This is a genomic window from Methylobacterium sp. R2-1 (assembly GCF_014191355.1).
Taxonomy (GTDB): Bacteria; Pseudomonadota; Alphaproteobacteria; order Rhizobiales; family Beijerinckiaceae; genus Methylobacterium.
This window is the reverse complement of the sequence record NZ_JACHWM010000013.1, coordinates 39,107-61,601: the sequence shown is the minus strand read 5'-3', so window position 1 is coordinate 61,601 and position 22,495 is coordinate 39,107. Positions and strand designations below refer to the sequence as shown.

General features: G+C 65.5%; 18 protein-coding genes, 3 pseudogenes and 1 riboswitch. Of the genes and pseudogenes, 11 read left to right on the top strand and 10 right to left on the bottom strand.

What is annotated here, in order from left to right:
• The 4 genes from FHU13_RS18275 to FHU13_RS18260 are packed head-to-tail and all read left to right on the top strand — an operon-like array spanning nucleotide 1 to nucleotide 3,869.
• On the top strand, nucleotides 1-876 hold the full coding sequence (locus FHU13_RS18275) for an alpha/beta hydrolase (protein WP_281411623.1): 876 nt from the start codon (nucleotides 1-3) through the stop codon (nucleotides 874-876).
• Entirely contained in the window at nucleotides 876-1,982 is a 1,107-nt protein-coding gene (locus tag FHU13_RS18270; protein WP_183437287.1) for an ABC transporter substrate-binding protein, read from the top strand. The genes FHU13_RS18275 and FHU13_RS18270 overlap by 1 nt, the downstream gene beginning before the upstream one ends.
• The gene (locus tag FHU13_RS18265; RefSeq protein WP_183437286.1) at nucleotides 1,979-3,058 is read left to right on the top strand and encodes an iron ABC transporter permease; all 1,080 of its coding nucleotides are present in this window, start codon (nucleotides 1,979-1,981) and stop codon (nucleotides 3,056-3,058) included. Before FHU13_RS18270 ends, FHU13_RS18265 begins: the two co-directional genes overlap by 4 nt.
• A complete protein-coding gene (locus FHU13_RS18260; RefSeq protein ID WP_312889611.1) occupies nucleotides 3,048-3,869 on the top strand; it encodes an ABC transporter ATP-binding protein in 822 nt (273 codons plus the stop codon). Before FHU13_RS18265 ends, FHU13_RS18260 begins: the two co-directional genes overlap by 11 nt.
• A 228-nt stretch (nucleotides 3,870-4,097) precedes the next feature.
• Here the strand turns inward: FHU13_RS18260 and FHU13_RS18255 are convergent.
• Both FHU13_RS18255 and FHU13_RS18250 read right to left on the bottom strand, forming a co-directional pair.
• A pseudogene (locus FHU13_RS18255) lies at nucleotides 4,098-4,394 on the bottom strand (transposase); the annotation flags it as partial.
• Nucleotides 4,395-4,568: 174 nt separating this feature from the next.
• Nucleotides 4,569-5,366, bottom strand: coding sequence for an AraC family transcriptional regulator (locus tag FHU13_RS18250; protein ID WP_183437285.1), 798 nt, complete (start codon nucleotides 5,364-5,366; stop codon nucleotides 4,569-4,571).
• Between the two features lie 151 nt (nucleotides 5,367-5,517).
• Here FHU13_RS18250 and FHU13_RS18245 point away from each other — a divergent pair, with 151 nt between their 5' ends.
• Nucleotides 5,518-6,690, top strand: coding sequence for an MFS transporter (locus tag FHU13_RS18245; protein WP_183437284.1), 1,173 nt, complete (start codon nucleotides 5,518-5,520; stop codon nucleotides 6,688-6,690).
• Between the two features lie 109 nt (nucleotides 6,691-6,799).
• Here the strand turns inward: FHU13_RS18245 and FHU13_RS18240 are convergent, their stop codons facing one another.
• The 3 genes from FHU13_RS18240 to FHU13_RS18230 all read right to left on the bottom strand — a co-directional run bounded on the left by FHU13_RS18240 (nucleotide 6,800) and on the right by FHU13_RS18230 (nucleotide 8,756).
• Nucleotides 6,800-7,975 (bottom strand): tyrosine-type recombinase/integrase, encoded by a 1,176-nt coding sequence (locus FHU13_RS18240; RefSeq protein ID WP_183437283.1) that lies wholly within the window; start codon nucleotides 7,973-7,975, stop codon nucleotides 6,800-6,802.
• A gap of 117 nt (nucleotides 7,976-8,092) precedes the next feature.
• The gene (locus FHU13_RS18235; RefSeq protein ID WP_183437282.1) at nucleotides 8,093-8,236 is read right to left on the bottom strand and encodes a hypothetical protein; all 144 of its coding nucleotides are present in this window, start codon (nucleotides 8,234-8,236) and stop codon (nucleotides 8,093-8,095) included.
• A gap of 22 nt (nucleotides 8,237-8,258) precedes the next feature.
• Nucleotides 8,259-8,756: a DUF417 family protein gene (locus tag FHU13_RS18230; protein WP_183437281.1), complete on the bottom strand. Its 498-nt coding sequence runs from the start codon at nucleotides 8,754-8,756 to the stop codon at nucleotides 8,259-8,261.
• 101 nt (nucleotides 8,757-8,857) lie between these two features.
• On the opposite strand from FHU13_RS18230, the gene FHU13_RS18225 reads away from it, so the two are divergent.
• Nucleotides 8,858-9,364, top strand: coding sequence for a MarR family transcriptional regulator (locus FHU13_RS18225; protein WP_183437280.1), 507 nt, complete (start codon nucleotides 8,858-8,860; stop codon nucleotides 9,362-9,364).
• 520 nt (nucleotides 9,365-9,884) lie between these two features.
• Here the strand turns inward: FHU13_RS18225 and FHU13_RS18220 are convergent.
• Nucleotides 9,885-10,118: pseudogene (locus FHU13_RS18220) on the bottom strand (transposase family protein); the annotation flags it as partial.
• A 216-nt stretch (nucleotides 10,119-10,334) separates the two neighbouring features.
• Complete coding sequence (locus FHU13_RS18215; RefSeq protein WP_183437279.1) at nucleotides 10,335-10,967, bottom strand: plasmid pRiA4b ORF-3 family protein; 633 nt, start codon at nucleotides 10,965-10,967, stop codon at nucleotides 10,335-10,337.
• Between the two features lie 846 nt (nucleotides 10,968-11,813).
• Nucleotides 11,814-12,024, top strand: a riboswitch (cobalamin riboswitch).
• 234 nt (nucleotides 12,025-12,258) lie between these two features.
• Here FHU13_RS18215 and FHU13_RS18210 point away from each other — a divergent pair.
• The 5 genes and pseudogenes from FHU13_RS18210 to FHU13_RS18190 form a co-directional block, all read left to right on the top strand.
• Nucleotides 12,259-12,909 (top strand): hypothetical protein, encoded by a 651-nt coding sequence (locus tag FHU13_RS18210; RefSeq protein WP_210287721.1) that lies wholly within the window; start codon nucleotides 12,259-12,261, stop codon nucleotides 12,907-12,909.
• The gene (locus FHU13_RS18205) at nucleotides 12,909-15,095 is read left to right on the top strand and encodes a TonB-dependent receptor (RefSeq protein WP_183437277.1); all 2,187 of its coding nucleotides are present in this window, start codon (nucleotides 12,909-12,911) and stop codon (nucleotides 15,093-15,095) included. The genes FHU13_RS18210 and FHU13_RS18205 overlap by 1 nt, the downstream gene beginning before the upstream one ends.
• Nucleotides 15,096-15,980, top strand: coding sequence for an ABC transporter substrate-binding protein (locus FHU13_RS18200; protein ID WP_183437276.1), 885 nt, complete (start codon nucleotides 15,096-15,098; stop codon nucleotides 15,978-15,980).
• On the top strand, nucleotides 15,977-16,957 hold the full coding sequence (locus FHU13_RS18195) for an iron ABC transporter permease (protein WP_183437275.1): 981 nt from the start codon (nucleotides 15,977-15,979) through the stop codon (nucleotides 16,955-16,957). Before FHU13_RS18200 ends, FHU13_RS18195 begins: the two co-directional genes overlap by 4 nt.
• Nucleotides 16,958-17,013: 56 nt before the next feature.
• Nucleotides 17,014-17,706: pseudogene (locus tag FHU13_RS18190) on the top strand (ABC transporter ATP-binding protein); the annotation flags it as partial.
• 101 nt (nucleotides 17,707-17,807) lie between these two features.
• Here the strand turns inward: FHU13_RS18190 and FHU13_RS18185 are convergent.
• The 3 genes from FHU13_RS18185 to cobN are packed head-to-tail and all read right to left on the bottom strand — an operon-like array spanning nucleotide 17,808 to nucleotide 22,491.
• Nucleotides 17,808-18,101, bottom strand: a complete 294-nt coding sequence (locus tag FHU13_RS18185; protein ID WP_183437273.1) for a DUF2149 domain-containing protein — start codon at nucleotides 18,099-18,101, stop codon at nucleotides 17,808-17,810.
• Nucleotides 18,101-18,577: a MotA/TolQ/ExbB proton channel family protein gene (locus FHU13_RS18180; RefSeq protein WP_183437272.1), complete on the bottom strand. Its 477-nt coding sequence runs from the start codon at nucleotides 18,575-18,577 to the stop codon at nucleotides 18,101-18,103. Before FHU13_RS18180 ends, FHU13_RS18185 begins: the two co-directional genes overlap by 1 nt.
• Entirely contained in the window at nucleotides 18,574-22,491 is a 3,918-nt protein-coding gene (gene cobN, locus FHU13_RS18175; protein WP_183437271.1) for a cobaltochelatase subunit CobN, read from the bottom strand. The genes FHU13_RS18180 and cobN overlap by 4 nt, the downstream gene beginning before the upstream one ends.
• Between the last annotated feature and the right edge of the window lie 4 nt (nucleotides 22,492-22,495).

Here is a 22,495-nt window from a genome sequence, read left to right as displayed (position 1 = left end):
ATGCTGACGAGAGTCCGTTCGGACTTCCCGGTCCCTGTGCGCCTGCCTAACACCGAGCAGTGGGATATCCCTTCGCGGGCTGGCCGACCCTATCGCATCTTGCTGGGCTGGCCGGATACGCCGATGCCGCGGGAGGGCTGGGATGTCGTTTACCTGCTCGATGGCAACGCATGGTTCGGCACGCTGCTCGACAGCCTACGCATGCGAGCGCGCCGGCCCGATGTCACGGGCGTACGCCCTGCCATCGCCGTCGGTATTGGCTATCCGATCGACGATGTCGTGGACGTCGCGCGCCGCCGCTATGATCTGACACCGCCACGCTCCGGCGGCGCGGCAGACGATTGCGATACCGGTGGCGCGGACGCCTTCCTCGATTTCCTCACCGACGAGCTGAGTCCTCTGATCGATGCACGCTTCGGTCTAGCCAACCAACGCCGCGTCCTGTTCGGGCACTCGTTCGGCGGTCTGTTCGTCCTCCACACCGTCTTGACGCGGCCCTGGGCCTTCGCGGCCTACGCCGCCGCGAGCCCATCGCTCTGGTTCGACGACCGTGCTCTGCTACGAACCTGTGCGGCAACGCCTCTCGCGCTGTCGGTCCCTCTGATGATCGCGGTCGGTGCTCTCGAAGAGCGAGTGGCTCCAGCGTCTTGTCGCGCGGAGTGTGAGCCTCCGGACCACGCTGCGCTGGATCGGGAAGCGCCGGACCGTGCCATGATCGCCAACGCCCGGGCGGTGGCCGGGCACCTCGGACACTCAGCAGGCGCGGACCGCGAAGTCCAGTTTCACATCTTCGAGGGCGAGAACCACGCCTCGGTGGTGCCTGTCGCACTCGGTCGCGCCCTTCCCTTCCTCCTCGCCAATACAGGAGCTGCCTGATGGGCCGGCTCATACGCGCGCTCACGGCCGCCGTTCTGCTGCTCGGGGCGGCCCCAGCGATCGCGGCACCTATAACGGCAACGGACAGCCTCGGCCGCACGGTCACGCTGGAGGCGCCGGCCCGGCGCATCCTCCTAGCCGCTGGTCGCGGCCTCCCGGCTTTGGCCATCCTCGACCGGACCGTCGTCGATCGTCTCGTGGGCATCGGGCGCGATCTTCAGCGGCAGAGCCCCGACATTCACAAGGCCTACGCCGCTTACTTCCCGCGCCTCAGCACGCTGCCGGTGATCGAGACAGGTCCTGGCGGCTTCCCGACAGAGCAGGCGATCGCGCTCGCACCCGATCTCGTGATCCTCGATCGCACGCAAGCCGGTGGCGTCGCCTCCGATGGGGTAAACCCGCTGCTGCGCGCGCTCGCTGCTGCGGGCATCCCGGTTGCGGTGATCGACTTGCACGGTCACCCCCTGCGCGACACTGGACCAGTGATGCGGCTGCTCGGACGTCTGCTCGAGCGAGATCAGGAGGCGGAAGCCTTCACCAGCTTCATTGGGGCGCATCTTGCCGCCGTCGCGGCCCGCTTGCAGGATCGGAACACGCAGCCCGTCGTCTTCCTGCACGCCCATGCCGGGGCAACGCCCTGCTGCTTCTCTCCGGGCCAGGGAACCTTCAGCGACGACATCCAAGCCGCCGGAGGGCGTAATGCGGCGGCCGCGCTTCTCCCGGGTGCATCTGGGCAGGTCAGCGCCGAGGCTCTTCTCGGCCTCGATCCGGCGGTCTATGTCGCGACCGGTGGCACCCACCTTGCCGATAAGGGCGGACTGGTGCTCGGCACCGGCGTCGACCGCGAGACGGCACAGGCCGCACTCGCAGCGGTCCTTCAAACGCCCAGGCTCGCGCAGCTCTCCGCAATCCGCTCCGGCCGGGCCTACGGCCTGTGGCAGGGCTTCAGCGTCTCTCCGGTGAACGTGCTGGCGGTCGAGGTCCTGGCCAAGTGGCTGCACCCGGACCTGACGCGCGACGTTGATCCGGACGCCACACTAGCCGAACTCAACACACGCTTCCTCGCTGTCCCGATGGATGGGACCTACTGGATTTCCCCGCAATGAGTTGGTCCCGTACGGAGAGCGCCCTGTCCGGAACAACCGTGCACGACCTGACTGCACGTTACCGCCGAACCCAGTGGCGGCGGGCGGCCTGGTTGATCCTCGCCGGCCTGTGCGTTGGGTTGGCCTTCCTGCTCGACATCGGCACGGGTCCCGCACTGCTGTCACCAGGCCAGGTGCTGCGTGCGCTCCTCGATCCGGCGGGTGTGACGATCGGCGAGGCGACGATCGTGCGTGCGATCCGCCTTCCCCCAGCGGTTACGGCGATCCTGGTCGGCGCAGCGCTGTCGCTCGCCGGCACGGAGATGCAGACGGTCCTCGACAACCCGCTGGCAAGCCCCTTCACCCTCGGCTTGTCCTCCGCCGCAACCTTCGGCGCGGCCCTTTGCATCGTGCTCGGCACCACGCTCCCCTTCCTGCCGCAGACCTGGATCCTGCCGGTCTATGCCTTCGCGTTCGCGTTCGGCGCTGCCCTGCTCCTCCAGGTGCTGTCGCGGCTTCGAGGTGGGCGCGACGCCGTCGTGCTGTTCGGGATCGCGCTGTTCTTCTCGTTCAACGCACTCGTTGCGCTCCTGCAGTTCGCCGCGACGGAGCAGGCGCTGCAGCAGCTCGTCTTCTGGACCATGGGCAACGTGAGTCGGACCGATTGGCCGCAGATTGGAGTCTTGGCTCTGGCGCTGGCTGTCGTCGTCCCGCTCTCCCTACGCTCCGCCTCGGGGCTGACGGCGCTCAGGTTCGGATCTGAGCGCGCGCGAACGTTTGGGGTCGACGTCGACCGTCTGCGCCTTGCTGCCATGCTGCGGATCAGTGTGCTGACCGGGGTAGCGGTCGCATTCGTCGGGACGATCGGCTTCGTGGGGCTGGTCGGCCCCCATCTCGCGCGGCTGCTGACGGGCGAAGACCACCGCCTTCTCCTGCCGATGAGCCTCTGCACGGGCGCGCTTCTTCTGTCCTTGGCCTCGACCGTCAGCAAGCTCATCGTACCAGGGGTCGTGCTGCCGATCGGCATTGTTACAGCCTTGGTCGGCGTGCCGTTCTTTCTCGCGCTCATCCTTCGCCGGGGCCGTCGTGACGCTTGAACGGGAGCGCGGTCTCGTCGTCGAGGGGATGCGCGCGCGATACGGACGCCGCACAGTTCTGGCAAACCTGACGCTGCCAGCGATCGAGCCAAGTCGGCTGACGATTGTGGCGGGGCCGAACGGCGCCGGTAAGTCGACCTTCCTGCGCGCGCTCGCAGGACTGGTGCCGGTCGAGGGCTCCCTTCGTCTCGACGGGCACGAACTGATCGGCGCCCGACCGGCTGAGCGGGCGGCGAGCATCGCCTTCATGCCGCAAACCCTGCCGCATGATCTCGGCTTCACGGTGCTGGAGGCCGTCGTGCACGCCTGCCGGTCCGGCGAGGCGCGGCGGCTGGCACCGGTCGAGACGGTCGCGCAGGCCGTCGCGACCCTTGACCGTCTCGGACTTACATCCCTTTCCGATGTTCCGCTCGATCGCCTATCGGGCGGTCAGAGGCAGTTGACGAGCCTTGCACAGGCTCTCGTGCGCCGACCGCGCCTCCTGCTCCTCGACGAGCCGCTCAGCGCACTTGATCTGCACCACCAGCATGCCGTCCTAACCTTGTTGCGCAGGTTGAGTGAGGAGGGTTTAATAGTGGTTGCGGTGCTGCACGATCTCGGCCTCGCGGCATCCTGGGCCGACCGGATGATCCTAATCCGGGATGGGGCCGTCGCCGCCGACGGGACACCCGAAATGACGGTCACGTCCGCGACGTTGGCGACAGTCTACAACGTGAGCGCAATTGTCCACCGTCACGCGGACCACTCGTTCAGTATCTCAGTGCAAGGCTTTGGGGATCACAAGAGATGCTGCCCTGATGAGATACTTTGATTGATGGTGAAGCTGGGCCTGGTGCTGAAGCACCCGGGTGCCCTTACGGTGTGGGCCAGTCAGCGACCAAGTCGAGCTGAGCCAAGGCCACTGGGCGACGTTGGGGTGTTGGCAAAGTGCAGGTCTGCTTGAGCCGGACCCACCCCGCGCTAGGAGCCCGTCTGAGTAACGGGTTTGCGTGTTGAGATTGGCATGAGAATTTCGACGATCAGGTCGTTTGCCCTGGTCTCAACTCCCGACCTTCGCCAGCTTGAGGAGGTTGTGGGCAGTGCAGATCATCGCCCATTCACCCCGGACCTGATCGAGGCCTCTGAGCAGGAACTGCCGGAAGCCTCGGGCCTGCTTGATCTGCCCGAACACGGGTTCGACCACCTGCTTCCTGAGGCGATAGCGACTGCGGCGGCCAGCCCGCTTCAGGCGCGCAGCCATCGCGCTCATCAACGGCATCTTGGTCAGCCTCCGGCGGCCGGCCGCGTCAGCCTCGCCATGACGCGCTCGACCCGGAGCAAGATAGCCCGTGATGCCCCCGATAGGTCGCATGCCTCCCGCACCGTGTCGCGCACGAAGTGCGCCATGTGCCCGGGCGGCACGAACCCGTACAGCGAGGGCGGCAGAAGCCAGCCCTGATCGACATCCCAGGAGCGAAACACCTTGGCCATGAGCCGAGTGAATCGCCCTCCGTCCCCGCCGTCGAGAGAATTACTCGGACGGGCTCCTAGGCGCCTTATCATCGAAATAGCGTGCCGGCGTCGTCCCGAGCGCCCCTTTGAACATGATGATGAAGGAGGTCGGCGACTCGTACCCCAGTGCTTCGGAAACTCGCTGCACCGATGCACCTCCGGCGAGCTGTGATAACGCGATCAGCAGATGCAATTGCTGGCGCCAGCGGCCGAAGGTCATGCCGGTCTCCTTCACGACGAGCCGCGCCAAGGTGCGCTCGCTCATCGCGAGCTGTCCTGCCCACTCACCTATCGTGCGGCGATCCGCGGGATCGGCGGAGAGCCCGTCAAGAAACTGCCTGAGCTTCGGATGCGAAGAGACCGGGAGTTCGAGTCCGCCCGTTGGCATTCGCTCGAGCTGGCTCAACAATACCTGCATCAAGAGCAAGGTATCATCGTCGGGCAATTGGTCCGCGTTGGAATTATCGGCCAGATGCAGGATCATCTCCCGGATCATCGGCGTGATTTGCAGAGTGCAACATTGTGCCGGAAGTCGCGCCGCATGCGTGTCGACAAACAAGAAGCACATACGTGCATTAGGGGTTGCCGGACTGCGGTGCTCTAGGCCGGCCGGGATCCATACCGCCTGCCCGGGCGGGACCATCCACATCGCTGCCGGCACATGACAGGTGACCGCCCCCCGCAGTGCCAGGATGAGTTGGCCATGGTCATGAGCGTGCGAAGGGATCTCGATCTGATAGTTGGCCCCTTCGACGTGAAGCGCTGCCACGGGATGCCGGACGGGATCGAGCGGGAGCGAGTCGAGCGGCAGTACCATCGGTAGCAACTTGTCCGGATTTGAATATCGAGTGACCTGGTAGGCAAGATACAGCCACCTTGGGGTACGCTAGTAAAGCGCGGAGGCAATGCGGCGTCTCCCTTGAAGGGAAGCGCAGCCAACGACCGCCTCACCAACCCGAGGAACGATCGTGCCGACGCGTAACAGGCCACCCGGCCCAGCTCTCTCCATCCTGCCCTTCTTGCTGTTGGCGGCGAACCTACGCCCGGCGCTGACCAGCGTTGGACCGCTGATCGAACCGATCCGCCAGACGACGGGCCTGTCGCTGACCGCGGCCGGATTGCTGAACAGCCTTCCGCTCCTCGCGCTCGCCGCATTCGCGCCGCTCGCGCACTTCGGACGGCGCTTTGGGGCAGAGAGAACGCTGGTCGCCGCTCTCCTGTTATTGGCGGCCGGCATCCTGATCCGGTCTTCAGGATCGACCATGGCGTTGTTCGCCGGATCGGCTTGCCTCGCCGGCGGCATTGCGATCGGGAACGTGCTCGTTCCCGGCATCATCAAGCGCGACTATCCCGATCGCGTAAAGGGCCTCACCACGCTCTATGCGGTGACGCTCGGCCTCACCGCAGCCGTGGCGTCCGCGCTTGCTGTTCCCCTCGCCACCTGGCTTCCGGGTGGCTGGCAGACGGCGTTGGCCATCTGGGCGGTGCCCGCGTTCGTCGCGGCGCTCGCATGGTCGCCGATTGCCCTTCGCACGGGCGGGGATGCCCACAGACATTGTGCCTCGAAGCGTATGCCGGTTTGGCGCTCAGGCGTGGCATGGCTGGTCACCGGCTTCATGGGGCTGCAGTCGCTCTATTTCTACGTAGCGGTCGCCTGGCTCCCCACGATTTTCCAGCACGATGGCTATGCCCCCGCCGAGGCGGGCCTGCTCATCACGCTCTTCCAACTCGTCGCGCTCGCGGTGAGCGCAATGATGCCGCTGATCCTCGGGCGCGCGAAGGACCAAAGCCGGGTCGCGTGCGTGGCCGCCCTGCTGGTCGCGGTCGCGATGGGCGGGGTGCTGCTGTTCCCTGCCGGGGCCTATCTCTGGATGATCGTCGCGGGATTGGGCGGGGGCGCCTGTCTTCCGCTTGCGCTGGCCTTCATCAGCCTGCGCGCGGCCGACCACCATCAGGCGGCCTCATTGTCGATGATGTCGCAATCGGTCGGCTACCTGCTGGCGGCGTTCGGACCCTTCACCTTCGGGCTGCTGCACGATCTCACCGGCACATGGTCTCTGCCGCTCGCTGTCCTGGTGGCGTTCGGGCTGTTGTTCGCCGCCGTCGGATACGGCGCGGGCCGCGATCGAACGCTCGCCTGAGGCGCCAACCATCCCGCGATACTCCTCGAAGGTAACCGGGGGTGCTAAAATCTAATGTACGACAGTCACTTATTAACGGGCGCTCGCAAACTCCCGCATTTTTCTCACGTCAAAGAGCGGGCTGCGAGACGATTTCTAGCGCCATCCGCTCGACTGCATCGGCCTTGTCTGTGTCGGACATCAGCTCGTGCAGGTAGTGCTGCAACGTCACGTCGAGGTGCTTGTGACCGAACATGCGCGGCAGGTCCGTGATCGGGACGTGTCTCGACGCCATGGAGACAGCGAAGCCGCGGAGGGCATGGAAGTGGTATTCGTCGCCCGGGTTGCCGAGCCCGAGGTCGTGCAGAAGCGGCTTCCAGTGGTCCTCATGGAACGATTGGAGCTTGGTCGGCGTGCCGTCCTTCGTGGTGATGAGTAGGCCCGCCTCGTTTGGGACGTGCCATTCAGCGAGCCACGCCCGCAACACTGCGGCGAGGGGCGACGAGATGGGGAAGGTCCGATAACCCACCTCACTCTTCGGCCCCTTGTGTCCGTCGTACCGCGACATGCTGTTGACAATGCGCAGCACGCCCGCTTCCAGATCCACGTTCTCGACCTTGAGCCCGGTGATCTCCCCAAAGCGCAGTCCCGCGAGCGCTGCGAGGTGGATCATCAGGGATGCTTGCGCGCAGGATCGCGGCCAGCAACGGCGCCGACGCTTCTTCGAGGCCTCAAGGATGCGCAGCACATTGGCGCGGCTCAGCCGGCGGATTGGTTTCACGCCGACGCCCCGGAGATCTTCGAGCACCTGATCTACCGGCTTGGCCTTCATATAGCCGCGGCGCACGGCAAAATCTTGGATCATCTTAAGCGTGCCGATCCGCTGCCGGGCGGTGCGCGGCGAGAGCGTCTTCGCCTGCACCGCCTCGGCGTAGATCCTCTCAATATCAGTGGCGCGCAGCTTCGACACCGCGATGGCCCCGATGACAGGAACGATGGTCTTGCGGACGTGAATGTCTACGTTGACCAACCGGCCGCGCCCGATACGACCGTCATCCGCACGCTGTTGCTGATCCTGCATGAACAGATCCGCCACTTCCTTGACGGTGAGGGCGCACGCCTCGGGCACATGCTCGCCGCGCGCTACCTCTGCCTCAATCTTGATGCGCAAGGCTTCGGCGTCGCGCTTCAATCCCGACTTCGGGGTCTCCTGCCGACGCACGCCTCCTTGGTCCACATAGTCGACGTACCAAGCCTTCTTGCCGGTCTTTTTGCTCGGCTCTTTCCTCTGACGAACCGTCGCCATGATCAGGCACTCCTCTCTGCGGTGGTGGGAAGGGCTTCGTAGGTGAAGCCGAAATCGGATTGACGCCGGCCCTCCCGCATTTCGGGGACGACGGGCAGGCCGAGGGCGAGCCAGAGGCTACCGGCAGCGCGGGTGCCGAAGGTTTGGCGGGTCGAAGACGATCGCGGTGGCCCCGGCAGCGAGGCCCACGGTGACGCCGGCGATGGCGAGCGTCACGGTCGCGACCACCGAGACGCGTAGGATCCGCTGTTCGTCGTTCACGGCTTTCACTACCTCTCGCTACTCAGGCGTTCGCGCGCAGCCGTGGAAGGCTTTCGCCGAGCACGACGAGACTGACGCCGAGCAGCGCCACGTCCTTTATGAGGAATGAGCCCAGCGCGTTGAGCCAGGGGAAGCCACCCGATCCCTCCTCCCAGATCGGAAGGGCGAGAAGCGTCGAGGATGTGACTGCGAAGGTAAGCGACCCGATCGCGCCGGCGACGGTTCCAGCGCGCGCCGACCACGGCGAAGCCACGAACAGCAAAGCCGTAATAACTTCGACGGTGCCGAGCAGATAGGAGGCGCCTGACTCACCGAAGGCGGAGTAAAGCCAAACGAGCCACGGCGTGCCGCTGATGACGGGCTTGAGCGCCTCGACCTCGACCGCGGTGAACTTGAGGATACCGATCATAAACAGCGGTAGGACGACACCTGTAAGCGCGAGAACACGGCCGACGCCGGTGACGGCGATCGCACGGTCCTGCGCCATGCGCGTCAGGCTCTGAAAGGACAGCGTTTGCATCGTGGCACTCCAATGTATGCGTCACGCATATAATCGCATCCCGCCTTGCTGTCTATGCGTGGCGCATATATTTACGTGAAATGGTCAGTCGAAGCGAAAACGTGATCGGCGCGCTGGCGCTAGGTCTCTCGGATGCGATGCTGCGCGAGGCGCAGGCACAGGCACCAGAACTCGGGCCCGCAGCAGCGGCGTTAGCACTCTTGGGTCACGATCCCGGCATGACGATCGAGCGGCTGCGCCGGTCCCTCGGGCTGTCGCATCCGGGCACTGTCCGCTTGGTCGACCGCCTGGTTGATGACGGGCTTGTGATCCGGACACCATCCGCCAAAGATCGGCGGACCGTCGCGCTACAACTGACCGCCGCCGGTCAAGTGACATGTCAGGCCGTGATCGCCTCCAGAGATCATACGGTCACACAAGCGCTGACAGTTCTGACGGTTGAGGAGCGGAAGACCTTTGGAATTTTGGCAGAGAAGGTTCTGCGCGGCTTCGTCACCGATCTCGATCGCGCCTACGCGGTCTGCCGGCTATGTGATTACGAGGCCTGCGTCGGCTGCCCCGTCGACGCCGAACTGACCTGTCGCGCGGTGGAGCCCCCAGCGGGCTGATCTTCGCCGGTGCGTCCTTTGTTCCTACCTCGACGAAGAGCGCGCGCAGGGCCGTGAGCACCTCGTCCGTTCGATAGCGGAACGCCACGTGGTAGATGTTCGCGCCGTCAGTTCGACCACTCCGTCATCGACAGCGCCCAGGGCCGCGAGCGCGGTGTGTATCACCATGTTCGAGGGCGGCGGTGAGCAGTTGCTCGGGAATGCCCGTCTTCCAGCCAAACTTCGTCTGTGAGGTCCGGGCAGTTTGCCGGTAAGCGGACCTTCCGATTGCCTGCGAAGGGTAAGAAGCCGCTGTTCAGCATCTGCGCGCTGACTGACGGCCTCGCGCCATCAGCAGACCTTCGCTCTTGTGCGGCGGCAGGTCCGCTGTTGCTTCGTAAGCAGACTTGCCTGCGGAAGTGTGGCTTCCAAACGTTCAAACTCGCGGCTGAACGATAGGCCGGCGACAGGATCTGCGGCCTGGATGAGGCTGCTTTGTGGCTCCGCTCGACCTGGGTCGAGACGACGTCAGCAATTTGATTGGGTCGCAGCAGTAGAAGCGCCGAACCTCCAACTGCAGCCGAACGGCCTTGCCGCTGGCCGGCAAATCGGCAGGCCGTCGCCGATACCGGCTATGGACCGACGTGCTGATGGCTCGGCACGTCGGGCAGCGGGCGTGGTCGGGCTTCGCTTCGGCGACGAGGGTGAGGGCGGTGGGGCCGTCCCGCGCGACGCGGACGAGGCGGCAGCCAGGCAAAGGGAAGAGCTGGGTCATGCCCCGATCTGCGAGGCTGAACCGACCACGCCAAGACCCCAACCGTCACGCACCTCGATCCACCAAACTCGGCGATGAACCACTTCGATGGGGGCGGATCAGAAGGAGGCGCAGCCGACTCCGCAGTGGGACGAGGGTCTCTGCATCCGGAGGTTCGGCCCCCGATGGGTGCACCAAGGCGGTGCGACGACCATATCGATGCCCAACCGGCGTCGGTTACGATGGGTGTCCAAGTCGCTTCGGTTTGGGCTGATGGAGGCGTCGACGGACATTGGGCTTGAGGGCGCTCTTTAGGTCCTTGTCGACGAGCGCGCGGTCGAACCATTCGGGCGCGAAGTGGCCACCGCACCAGCGCCGGATCCCGGCATGCTCGGGATCGCCGGGGTCGGCCATGACAGCCAGGAAGCGCTCGTAGCCCCTGATCCCGCCGACGTCTTCGGGCGGCCGTGCCCGCGCCCCGTCGAGGCAGGTGGCATGGCGGGGCCGCGCGCCGAAAACGAGAGGTCCCTCGATCGTGACGGTATGGTGCCAGTCGTCGCCGAAGTCGTAGAGGTAGGTGAAGGCCAGCCCAGGCTCGCGGTCGAAGTCGAGCAGGCGCACCGTGCGCTCGTCGAACACGCGGGGATCGTCGACACCGCTCCAATCAACCGTGTCGGGATCGCCGTAGCGTAGGCCGCCGATGCGGAACTCGTGCAGGTGGTAGTTCCACCAGTTGAATGCGGCTTGGATGGCCAGGTGCAACTCGCCCAGATGCCAACTGCAGGGCACCGCGAGGCGCCGCCAGACGGCAGGCTCGACGCCGTCCAGCACGACGTGGATCTGCAGGGCGTTGGGTTGTTCGAACAGCATGAGGGCGAAAGCATTCCGACTCGCCTACCAGCGTCAACTATCCGCAGCTCCGGCGGCGAAATTGCGGGATCGAGACCCGGGCTGCAGTCCGGCCTTGGGCGGGAAGGCTAAGTTTCAGGATGCGGGATGGTGGACGTCGCAGTCGATCCCCTCCACAGCCATGGCCGGATCAACAGTAGGGTCGACCCATATCTCGCTCCTCGTCCGGAACGAGCACTGAATCAGCCCGCAAAAGCCCTGTGAACCCCATCAGGCCGAATCAGATCAAACCGAAAACGCTCTAATAGAACAAAAACTTAGACCCCGAGTCAGACTTGCAGAGGTACATGTGCGAGGGCACGGCGCAAACTCTGCCAAGGTGCTTGGTGCTTGATCCCGCGCTGCGGCAGTCGATGTGCCCATCCTGCTACAAGGAATTGGCCGTGGAGTGCATTGGCACGGCACTGTACCTGTGCGAGCGGCAGCTGGGCATCGGATTCGGAGCTTGACAAGAACGTCACGTTATAATGTTACATGCAAATGAACAAAGCCCGAGCGTGCTATCCCGCATTCGGTCGAGAGACACGTGCCGCGGCGATGTCCAAGCCGGCTCGACACCTGTGTGCGAGGTATCCAGGGGTGCTATTGCCGTTCTCGAGAGTGCACATGCTGCCTCTTCCGCTTGAAGCGCCTCCATGCACAAAGATTGCCATCTGGCGCTCAGAAGGTGAGCTTCGCTTTTTCTGTGTTGCCGGCCACATTTGCTCATGAGTGGAGCTGCCGCAAACGATATCAAGCAAATTAGCTCGGCGAATTAAGTCAAAATGAGATAGTTTTCTGGCGGTTGACAACCTCAACGCCGCTTGGTCTACGAGCTGCGGTCAAGGTTCTCGCCATCCGACATGGCGAGCTAAGAGGGAATCCGGTGCGGCGCTTGCGCCCAAACCGGAGCTGCCCCCGCAACTGTAAGCGGCGAGTCATCCGTCGATCTGCGTCACTGGTGAGAGATCACCGGGAAGGCCAGACGGGTGGCGGCGACCCGTGAGCCAGGAGACCTGCCATGACCGTGAAATGTCTCGTGGGCGGGGTGTCCCAACGGGCCGCATGAACGCACGTTGCGGCAACCGCGACGTCGGCTTGCGCCCACGGTCCCCCGTCAAGGTTCGGGGAAGGACCGATGAAACAAAGTTGCACAACCATACGACCCTTCAACGTTGCGCCGCCTCAGGCGAGCGAGATCGAAGTCGATCCTCTCGAACTCTACGCGGCCGGCATCGACACATCCGACTACGTCGCGCATGTCGCTCCGCTCGTGCGTGCGGCAGTGCCGCGCATTGGCGACCTGCTTGATGTCGGCGCCGGGGGCGGGCAACTCGGCCAGGCCGTGCGCGATCCGCTTGCAGCCTGGATCGCCGTAGAGCCGAACATTGGGATGCAGCAGCGCCTGCGCGCGCTCGTGCCGCCGCCCCACCTTCTACCAGTGGGGTGGCAACAAGCCGATCTGCCGGCAGGATCCGCAGACACCGTGCTAGCCGCCAACATCGCTGCCCCGCTCACGGATGCGGGCGTCTTCTTGCGTCAGTGCCGCGCTTGGGCCCGCAACAATGTCATCTGGCTGGTTCCGGCCCAGCGCGGCCCGCGAGGCCTTTGCCTCGCCGGCTGTCTGCCGTCTGCCTGGCACGGTGAAGACGAGACGCCGGGCATCGACGTCGTCCTGCGCAACCTGCCGCCATGTGATCAGCCATCCATCGCGGCGCAAACAGAGTGGACCTTCAGCGCAGTCGTTCGAGACGTGGAACGGACTTCCGGCTTCCTTGCCGACCGCCTCGGTTGGGCCCTCGATGACGGCCGCCGACGCAAGCTTTACGAACATCTTGCCGCCCAAGCCGTGCCCGTTCCTGGCGGACACCGCCTGTCCGTTCCCCGAGCTTCCGCCCTCCTCGTGTGGAGGACCGCCTCGTGATGCCTCGCGCCTTTTTCCCTCTCGTGCTTCTCCTTGTCGGCAGCACGCACTCAGTCGCCGCGATGGCACAGGAAGGCACCACCGTCGCCGGCAGCGCCGCGGTGAGCCTCGATGAGCTCGTGGTGACCGCTACCGGCCGACCCGAGCCGCGCTCCGAGATCGCCGGCACCGTCCAGGTTATCGATCGTACGATGATCGAGAACACAACCGCCAAATCGGTGACCGATCTGCTGGCCGAGAACGCCGTCGGCTTTTTCTCGGAATGGACGCCGGGCCAGACCTCGATCAACATCCGCGGCGGTGCCACCGACGGCCAAGGCAAGGACTTCCGCAGCCAAGTCCTTGTCCTCATGAACGGCCGCCGGGCTGGTACGGCGAACCTTTCCAAGCTCTCCATAGCCGATGTCGAGCGGATCGAGATCGTGCGCGGGCCTTCCTCGGTGATCTACGGCAGCCAGAACATCGGCGGCGTCATCAACATCATCCTGAAGACCGGCCGCACTGCGCCTGGTACCCTTGCCGAGGGCATCGGCGGCGTCTGGGGGTTGGCACAGGGACGCGCGCAGACCGGTGGGGTCGTCGGCCCGTTCGACTATTATCTCGGCCTGTCGGGCGCCAAGCGCGACGACTACTATGCTGGCTCCGGCGATCGCATGGCCAACACCCAGTGGAACCGGATGGGCATCACTGGCGCGCTCGGCTTCCAGATCGATCCCAATCAGCGGCTCGACTTTACGCTTCGCACGGACGGCATCTACGGGGTCGGCTTCCGCGGTTCCGGTGGCAACCTCTACAGCCGGGACAACCGTATCAACGGATCGTTTGATGCGAGCTATACCGGGCGCACCGATGACGGGCGCGCGAGCCTGTTTGCGCAGTTCTACAGCGTCACTGACGAGGACCATTTCAAATGGGCCTCGCCGGTCCAGCGCGGCGGCACTGGGCAGCCGGTGCCAGGCACGCAGGCGGACTTCAACACGCGCAACCTCGACATCCTCGGCACCCGCTTCCAGCCGAGGGTGAGCCTGTTTGCGGGCAACGACCTGCTTCTCGGTTGGGATTGGGAGACGAGCCGGCTGCGCTCCGATCGCTTCCGCGTGGGTCTGCCCGGCAACCCGTTGGCTCAGGTCTCGCCGCAGGATAACAACCAGACCGACCAGTTCCACGCCCTCTACGTCGAGGACACCCAGCGCCTGTTCGACGATCGGGTGACGCTGCGGGCTGGCATCCGCCAGACCTACGGCACCACGAGCTTCGATCCGACCCCGTTCCTAGCCGGGCAGATCACTGGCTCGCGCCCCTACGAAGCCACGACCTACTCCGCCGGCGCGACCTACCGGGCAACTGACTGGGCCGCCTTCCGCGTCGGTGCCTCGTCGGGCTTCCGAGCGCCGACCGCAACAGAAATCGCGGCGGACTACAACACGCTCGGCGGCGGACGCATCTTCGGCAACGCAAACATTCGGCCCGAGACGAGCGAGCAGATCGAGATCGGCACCACCTTGACGAACGGGGTCTCGCGCCTCGACGTGGCGCTGTTCCAGAACATCATCTCGGACCGCATCATCACCCGCTCGCGCGGGCCCAACAGCAACACCTCGGACTACGTGAACAACGCCGGCGACGTGCTCATTCGCGGCATCGAGGTCCAGTACGAGACGGACATGATCCGCACCCTCGGCTGGGAACCCGGCAGCTGGCGCTGGCGGGCTTACGCCAACGGCAACTACAACTTCGACATGAAGGACGAGGGCGCCGTCAGCGTCGCCAGCGCCAACACGCGCCGGGTCGAGCGCGTCTACGAGTACCAGCTTGCCCTCGGCACCCGCTTCGGTCAGGCCGATATCCCCTATCCCTGGGCGATCCAGGTCCAGGGTGTGCTCAACGGTCCGGTCTGGTACAACACGGAGGAGAACCTGCTCGTGCCTACGGCCGAGCCCTACCGCGAGTACATCTGGCGCAAGGATCCGTTCTTCCTCGTCAACATACGCGGTGAGGTGGACCTGATGCCGGGGGTGAAGCTGTTCGCGCAGGTGCGCAACCTGTTCGACGTGAACTACCACCCGCTCTTCATCGCCATCGCCGGGCAGCAGTCGACCCTGGCCGACCTGCGCCTCTACAACGGCGGAGGCGGCACCTCCGCACCCGGTCGGGATTTGCAACTCGGCCTGCAGGCGCGCTTCTGAATGCGCGTGGCGATCATCGGGGCTCTCACCGGACTGACTGCGGCCAGTCCGGCTATGGCCCAGCCAATCCGCCTGACCGATACCCTCGGTCGGGCCGTGGAGCTGCCGGCAGCCCCGCGGCGGGTCGTGACGATCTTCTCCTCGAACACGGAGTTGGTGGCGGTCCTTGGTCTCACGGACCGCATCGTCGGCATCGACGCCTTCACCCGCTACCCGCCCGAAGCCGCAAACAAACCCGTCGTCGGCGGTCGCCTCGGCTTCTCGGTCGATGCCGTTGTGGCGCAAAACCCGGACCTCGTGCTCGTCACGCCGGCCCGGCAGGCGGTGCATCAACTCCTCGCACCGATGGAGCGGCTGGGCCTGCCGGTGATCGTGCTGACGAGCCGCAGCCTCGATGAGGTGCTCGGCAACATTCGCCTCGTCGGGCGGGCTCTCGGAGAGGCGGAGCGCGGGGAGGCGGTCGCGGCGGGGCTGGAGGCACGCCTCGCAGCAGTAGCCCGCAGGCTCGCAGGCACGGTTTGCCCCCGCACGATCCTCGTGACCGGACGCCTCGGCAATGGGCTGCTGCTGGTTGCGCGTCAGGATACCTACACCGGTGATGCCCTCGTCCGCGCCGGCACTTGTCCGGCGCTCGCCATTCGCGGAATCGCCCAAGTCTCGCCGGAGGCGGTCCTCGCCGCCGATCCGGATGTGCTTCTTCTCGCTGGACAGGAGTGGGAGCTGGCAGAGCTCACCGCCCGTCCAGGCTTTCGTGAGATGCGCGCCGTGCGAGCTGGCCGCGCCTACACTCTGCCGCGCGCCGAGTTCCTGATTCCGGGACCGCGTACGGTTGGCGGGATCGAGCGCCTTGCCGCCCTTCTCCATCCGGCGCAGGCCATGCCGTGAGGCTTATCCCTCTCATTGCTGCCATCCTCCTTCTCGCTCTGACTTTCGGTCTCGCGGCCGGACACGACTGGGCCGGGCCGCTAGAGATCGTCCACGTCCTCGGCGGAGCCGATGACCTGCGGGCGCGCCTGCTCCGTGACTGGCGCCTGCCGCGCGTGCTCGCTGCCGGTCTCGTCGGAGCCATGCTCGGCCTGGGCGGCGCGATCTTCCAGGGGGTGTTCCGCAATCCCCTCGCCGAGCCCTACCTGCTCGGCGCCTCCGGCGGTGCGGCGATCGGAGCGACCGTTGCCCTGCTCGTGCCGCTCGGCCTTCCTTCCAGCCTCGCTCTTGGCGGCCTCGCCTTCTTGGGGGCTTGGGCCGCAGCCGTGCTGGTGCTCGCCGTAGCGCGAGGCTCGGGTGCGGCGGATGCCGCTGGCCTGCTGCTGGCAGGTGTCGCGGTGGCGGCGATGCTGGGCGCAGCTCGCTCGTTCCTGATGCTCGCTCTTTCGGATGAAAGCGTCAGCCTACAGGTCGTTCTGAGCTGGACGCTCGGTGGCATCCAGACCCCGGACTGGACTGGCCTCGCCCTGCTCGCCGGCCTAGCGGCTTGCGCCCTGTGTGTGAGCCTTCCTTTGTCCCGCGGCCTCGACCTCCTCGGTCTGGGTGAGGATCAGGCTCGTGCCTTCGGACTTGTTGCCGACCGCTTCACTGCCCGCGCCGTACTGGTCGGCGCCGCCGTTGTGGCGCTCGCCGTCGCCTATGGCGGTCTCGTCGCCTTCGTCGGTCTTGTCGCCCCCCACATCGCCCGCTGGTGGGTCGGCCCGCGCCACAGCGCGCTGCTACCAATTTCGGCCGCGACGGGCGCCGCCCTGGTCATCGTCTGCGACGGGCTCGCCCGCGCCGTTCTGCCGCCGGCCGAGTTGCCGCTCGGCCTCGTCACCGCCGCGGCGGGCGGACCATTCTTCCTCGTCCTGCTGCGCCGCAGGCTTCACGCATGACCCACCTTATCGCCAAAGGCATCACTGTGACGGCAGGCGCTCACCGTCTGCTCGATGCGGTCGATCTCGACATCAAGCCCGGCGCCCTGATCGGATTGATCGGCCCGAATGGGGCGGGCAAATCGACCCTTTTGCGCACGCTGGCCGGCCTTTCACGCCCGCAAGCCGGCGTCGCGATGCTCGATGGCCGACCCGTCGTGGACCTGCCGCCCCGGGAGCGCGCCCGCCGCATCGGGTATTTGCCGCAGTCGTTCCAGCCGGCCTGGGACTACAGCGTGCGCACGATCGTCGAACTCGGCGCGAGCCGGATGCCGGGTGCCGAGCGCCGTCTCGACGAGATCCTATGCACCCATGATCTCGTCGATCTTGCCGAGCGCCCCTGGTCGCGCATCTCCGGCGGCGAACGGGCGCGGGCGCTGCTCGCCGCAACCATGATCGCCGAACCGGAGGTGCTGCTTGCCGATGAACCAGGAGCGAGCCTCGACATTGGCCACCGCATCGACCTGATACGGCGACTTCACGCTTATGCCCGCGACCGGATCGTCGTCCTCGTCTTACATGACATCGAGCAGGCCGTGCGCGATTGCGATCGGCTCGTGCTGCTGGGGCGAGGGCGCATAATGGGAGACGGACCAGTCGCGGAGATCGCTCGCGGGAACGATCTGGACCACTTGTTCGGCGTTCGCTTCGCTCGCACCTATCTCGATGGAGCCGTCGACGCCGTGCTGCTGCTCAAATCGGAGGCCTAGATCAGAGTTAGATCGGAGCCGCATCATCGAATCGACGGCGCAAATTTCTTCTTGCGGAACCCTCAGCAACGCGAGGAATCCAGCATATCGCTAAGTTAAGATTAGTCAGGGACGTAGATCATTCGGCCATCGGGAAGGCGGTAGGTTGTTCCGGCTCGAACTCCTTTGCCCTCTCCCATTTCGGAGCTGGTCTGATAACGTGTCAAATCCTTGCTGTTCTGGATTGTCATATTCTGTTCCGATGCCTGGCCACTCGAGGCTTGCGAAGCAAATCGGTTGCTCGGGTTTTGAAGAATGGCGATCATCAGCATCGCAATGACGACCAGGAAAACGTCGATGAGATTGATGACCGACAGCAAGGGATCATCGGCTTCGTCATCCTGTAAGAACCTCATCAGACGATCCCCTTTGCCCGCTCGAACGACCGCAGTTCCTCCAGCAGCCAGCGCCGCCGAACGGTGAGGACAAAGAAACTGATGGATGCACTCACGAGGGCGAGGATCACGGACGAAAAAGCGACGGCTAGGTTGGCGCCTACGGCGCTGGCATCGTTGCCGGTCAAGGCCAGCAAGGCCGGCCCCATCGGGATCATCGTCGCGACGAGGCCCAGCATTGGAGCCGAGCGAGAGACGATGCGCAGCCATTCGAGCCGGCGCATGATCCACAGCTCCAGATCGTCGCTGCCGACATTCGCCTCGGCCTGGAAGGCCAGCAGACTGGACCTGTAGGTGCCGCGCCGTCGCTGGAACGCTTCGACCACGAACGCCCCCAGAGTCGCGAAGGCATAGGCCAGAGACACCATGATGAGGAGCGTCACCGGCACGAGGAAGATCCGCGCGAGGTCGTAGAGGGTCGTCTCGAATGTATTCATGCCGTGGATCCGAAGGCAGTTCGCCGGTTTGTGATGGCTTGAAGAACCATGCCCGCTGCGAAGAGGAGCAGTGGGAGCAGAGCGATGAGGCGGCGGTACCAAGCCTGCGGTTCCGCAGGGGCGGCCTTCATGACCTGGCCACGAACGGTTTGTGGCTCGCCCACTATCGCCGTGGATGGGTTCGGCTCAGGCGCCCCGCCCTGCGCCTCGGACGCTGCCGCTTGGAGCCCGAAGCCGGCAGCCATCTCGCCGACGAACGCCTGCGTTGTCTCTGGTGCGGTCGGTAGGCCGTCAAGCGCCGTGAGTTCCTGCCACCGTTCAACGATCTCGCGTCGGGTGCGATCAGGGGCGTCCCAGTAGCCTTTCCGGATTGCCTCCACGAGCCGCTCAAGGAGCTGCTTTTGGGCTGTTGGATTGGTGTTTGCGAACCACTGATTCAGGCCGAGTTCGCGGGCGTCTCGCACAAAGGTGTCATGGATCGACTGCCACTGGTCGGCACGAACAGTCGAAGGATCGACGACTTGCCAACCCCAGAGGTTGTTGACCGCGTTCAGGATCTCCAGCGTCCCGGCGTAGCCTTCCCGCTTCATCCCCTCGATCCAGTGCGGGTTGAGATAGCGGGCACGGAGTTCATCGGAGAGGAACTGCCCAGCCGTCGCCACACGCGCATCGGGCCGACGCAGATCTGAGACGTAGAGGGCCGGCGCCTGCCCATCGAGGCGGCGGACCGCCAGAGAGAGGCCACCCAGGAACTCATAGGGATGATCGGTCGACAGCAGTCCGTGCAGGTTCGAGCTGCGGGACAGCGTCGCCGCGCTGACACCCCGAAGCTGCTCTGCCAAAAGGTTGCCCGCCTCGGCACGGATGCCCCAGCCCTTGGAGCCGTAGGCGTATTGCGTTCGGGCGAGGAAGGCATCGGCGAGGCCATCGTCCTTCTCCCAGGAGGTGGAATCCAGCACCGAAGCCGAGAGGCCTGTTGTGTAATCACCCGGCGCGTTCGAGAAGATGCGCATCGAAGCGAACCCCTCTGCCGCTTCCTGCGAGTTGCCAGCAGCGAGAAGCCGGGCGAGCGCGCTGCGGGAGTTGGCGGCGATCGGGTTGCCGGGCTCGTCGAGCCGGGAAAGCCGCTCGATTCCATCCGCAAGCAGTCGCAGGAACCCATCGAACTGGTCCCGGTAGAGCCCTGTCACTTGAATCACCGCGTCGATGCGCGGCCGACCGAGTTCGGCGGCGGGGATGATATCGAGCCGTGCGACGCGGCCTCCATCCTTCCAGACTGGACGCAGTCCCAGCGCGTGAAGGATCTGCGACTCGAGCGTGCCGAGGTGGCGCATCGTCTCGGAGGACCAAAGGCTGAAAGCAAGCTTCGTCGGCGCTGTGCCGCCATGACTCGCCTGATAGCTTTCGATGATCTGCCGGAGTGCCGCGTCGCCGGCCTCATAAGCAGCCTGCGTCGGCACCTTGTCGGCCTCGAAAGGATAGAGGTTCCGGCCGTTCGGGACCTCGGGATTGCGTATGGGGTCGCCCCCTGGTCCCGGCGCGACGAAGCGGCCGGCGAGCCCTGCGAGCAAGGCGTCGCTCTCATCGACCTGAGCCAAATGCCCGTCGAGTTTCCGGGCCCGCTCGATCAACGCGGCGAGCTTCGGCTCGGTGATCGGAGGGGGGCTGTCTCCGTTCCGCAGGTGCGTCTGGAGGAGGCGGTAGGCCGGGGTCTCGGCGAATGTCCTCGCCTCTGCCGCATACGCTTCCTCCGGGTCCGTGCCTGCCTGGCGCTGAAACTCCGGTCCAAGCTGCTGAAGCACCGTCATGAGCCGGTGATCCGGCGCGGCGGCCTCTCCGAAGGTATGCAGGCCGAGCGGCGTCACCGAGGCGGCGAGGCCGTGCAGATGATCGTGCAGCTTGGACAGGAAAGCAGGGACGTCGCGCCGCATGGTTTCCACGTTCAGGCCGAGATCGCGGTCGATGTGGCTTGCAGCCGCCGCCTCTTGGATCCGTTCGGCCGTTCGGTCGCGGGCGGCGCCCGGCTCAAGCTGCTGATACTCGTGGATCAGGACGTGAAGATCCCGCAGCTCGTCATAGAGCCCAGAGGGAGCGAAGGGCGGTGTCTGATGACTGATCGTGACCGCCCGCCCGCGCCGCTTGGCTTGGACGGCCTCGCCGACATTGTCCTGGATGTAGGGGTAGAAGACCGGCAGGTCGCCGGGAAGCAGATAGGGGTAGTCGTCCACTGACAAGCCGCGGTCCTTGCCCGGCGTCCACTCCTGGGTGCCATGAGTTCCGAAGTGGATGAGAGCGTCGGCGCCAGAGACCTCACGAAGGTAGAGGTACTGCGCAAGGTAGAGGTGACCGGGCGGCACCGCCGTATCGTGATAGGCCTCGCCCGGTCTTTCTCCGCGCGGCAGCTGCGGCATGATCACGAGCTTGCCGGCACGGATCAGCGGCAGGACGAACGATGGTTCGCCGTGCACCTGACGCAGCAGCGCGCTGTCCTCGGGCTTGCCCCAGGCTTTGACGATCTCGGTCTGATGGCCCTTGGGCAGGCTCGCAAACCAGGCTTGGTAGCGCGCCAGCGGCAGCGCAACGGCCATGTTTCGCGCCAACAGGTCCGTAACCCGGTCGGGATGGTAGACGGCACCGAGCAGCGCCTGCATGTCCGTGATCAAACTTTTCTCTCGCAGGGCAGGGACGTCGTAACCCGCTTCTGCAAGGGTACGGCTCAGCCGTTCGAGGCTTCGCGGCAGGTTGAGGTTGGACGCCCCGAGGTTCTTCTCGCCGGGGGGATAGTTCCAGAACATCAGCGCGATTTGCTTTTCCGCCGCCGGCTTCTGTTTCAGGGCGGCAAGGCGTCCTGCCTTGGCGACCAGGGCGTCGATCTGGCGGGTGAGCGGCACGAGTTCGCCGCTCGCCACGGCCTCGATCACCATCGGGTCGGTCGCTCCCCAAGTCTCAGGGACGATCAGAAAGGGGGCAACCAGCGGCGTCGGGATGCCGCTCGCCGCGCTTGCCCAGGCGGCCGGATCCCCCGCTCGGTACCCGACCGTTTGAATGACCGGGATCCCGAGCTTGAGGAACTCGGCCGCACGGGCGGCGCCGTTCTGGAGATGGGTCGCAACGATGAGGATGTCGGTCCGAATCGGCCCGAGCGTCCGCTCAAGTCCGGACGGATCGGCCTGGTCGAACCAGAAGGGAACGGGCGCCAAGCCCGCGGTTTCGCTGCGTCGGACGATCTCATCGACCACCCGTGTTTCCATGTTGGACACAAGGCTGCTCGGGATCGCCACCGCGATGCGCGGCGCCCCCTCCTTCCAGCGCGACCGAGCCCAGTCCTGATAGGCTTGCGCGTCCGCAAAAACTTTCTCGGCCTCAGGATGATACAGGCCGGACGCCGGCAGCGGGACGGCGGGAGGGATGGCCGATGGATCGCGGCCATCGGCCCAGCTGCGCAGATAGGTTGCGAGCAGGGCGAAGTTCGCTTGCCCCCCTGACGCATAGTAGGCCGCGATCCGGCGAGCTGCACCGGCAGCGATGTTGGCAAACGCCGGTGGGCCGCCGCCGACCCTCACCCATGGGCGCGTCGTCTTCGCCAGGGTATCCGCCATCGACGCCTGCATCGCCGCGACATCGCCCGGGCGCGGCGTATCGATGATGACGATGTCATTCTCCGCGAACGGATCCGGCGCACCACCGTTCGTGCCGAGCCGCGTTTCCTCGACCGCAACGCCCTCGGCCTCGGCGATACGGCGGATGCTCGCAATCTTACCCGGCAGCACGAGGTCCGTTGCGACGATGCGCAGCCGGACAGGCCTCGACCCGGCCGGTGCATCCTCGGCGCCAGCCGGAATTGTCGAAAGCAGAACAGCAGCAAGCCACAGTAAGCCGGCGCCGACGATGGCCTGCACACGCGTCGCCGACATCCGG

Excerpts from the sequence above, each read along its gene's own strand:
- FHU13_RS18265 (WP_183437286.1), top strand. The coding sequence starts at position 1,979 with ATGAGTTGGTCCCGTACGGAGAGCGCCCTGTCCGGAACAACCGTGCAC.
- FHU13_RS18205 (WP_183437277.1), top strand. The coding sequence starts at position 12,909 with ATGCCTCGCGCCTTTTTCCCTCTCGTGCTTCTCCTTGTCGGCAGCACG.
- FHU13_RS18240 (WP_183437283.1), bottom strand. The coding sequence starts at position 7,975 with ATGGCGACGGTTCGTCAGAGGAAAGAGCCGAGCAAAAAGACCGGCAAG.
- FHU13_RS18180 (WP_183437272.1), bottom strand. The coding sequence starts at position 18,577 with ATGAATACATTCGAGACGACCCTCTACGACCTCGCGCGGATCTTCCTC.
- FHU13_RS18270 (WP_183437287.1), top strand. The coding sequence starts at position 876 with ATGGGCCGGCTCATACGCGCGCTCACGGCCGCCGTTCTGCTGCTCGGG.
- FHU13_RS18230 (WP_183437281.1), bottom strand. The coding sequence starts at position 8,756 with ATGCAAACGCTGTCCTTTCAGAGCCTGACGCGCATGGCGCAGGACCGT.
- cobN (WP_183437271.1), bottom strand. The coding sequence starts at position 22,491 with ATGTCGGCGACGCGTGTGCAGGCCATCGTCGGCGCCGGCTTACTGTGG.
- FHU13_RS18215 (WP_183437279.1), bottom strand. The coding sequence starts at position 10,967 with ATGCTGTTCGAACAACCCAACGCCCTGCAGATCCACGTCGTGCTGGAC.
- FHU13_RS18250 (WP_183437285.1), bottom strand. The coding sequence starts at position 5,366 with ATGGTACTGCCGCTCGACTCGCTCCCGCTCGATCCCGTCCGGCATCCC.
- FHU13_RS18275 (WP_281411623.1), top strand. The coding sequence starts at position 1 with ATGCTGACGAGAGTCCGTTCGGACTTCCCGGTCCCTGTGCGCCTGCCT.
- FHU13_RS18200 (WP_183437276.1), top strand. The coding sequence starts at position 15,096 with ATGCGCGTGGCGATCATCGGGGCTCTCACCGGACTGACTGCGGCCAGT.
- FHU13_RS18185 (WP_183437273.1), bottom strand. The coding sequence starts at position 18,101 with ATGAGGTTCTTACAGGATGACGAAGCCGATGATCCCTTGCTGTCGGTC.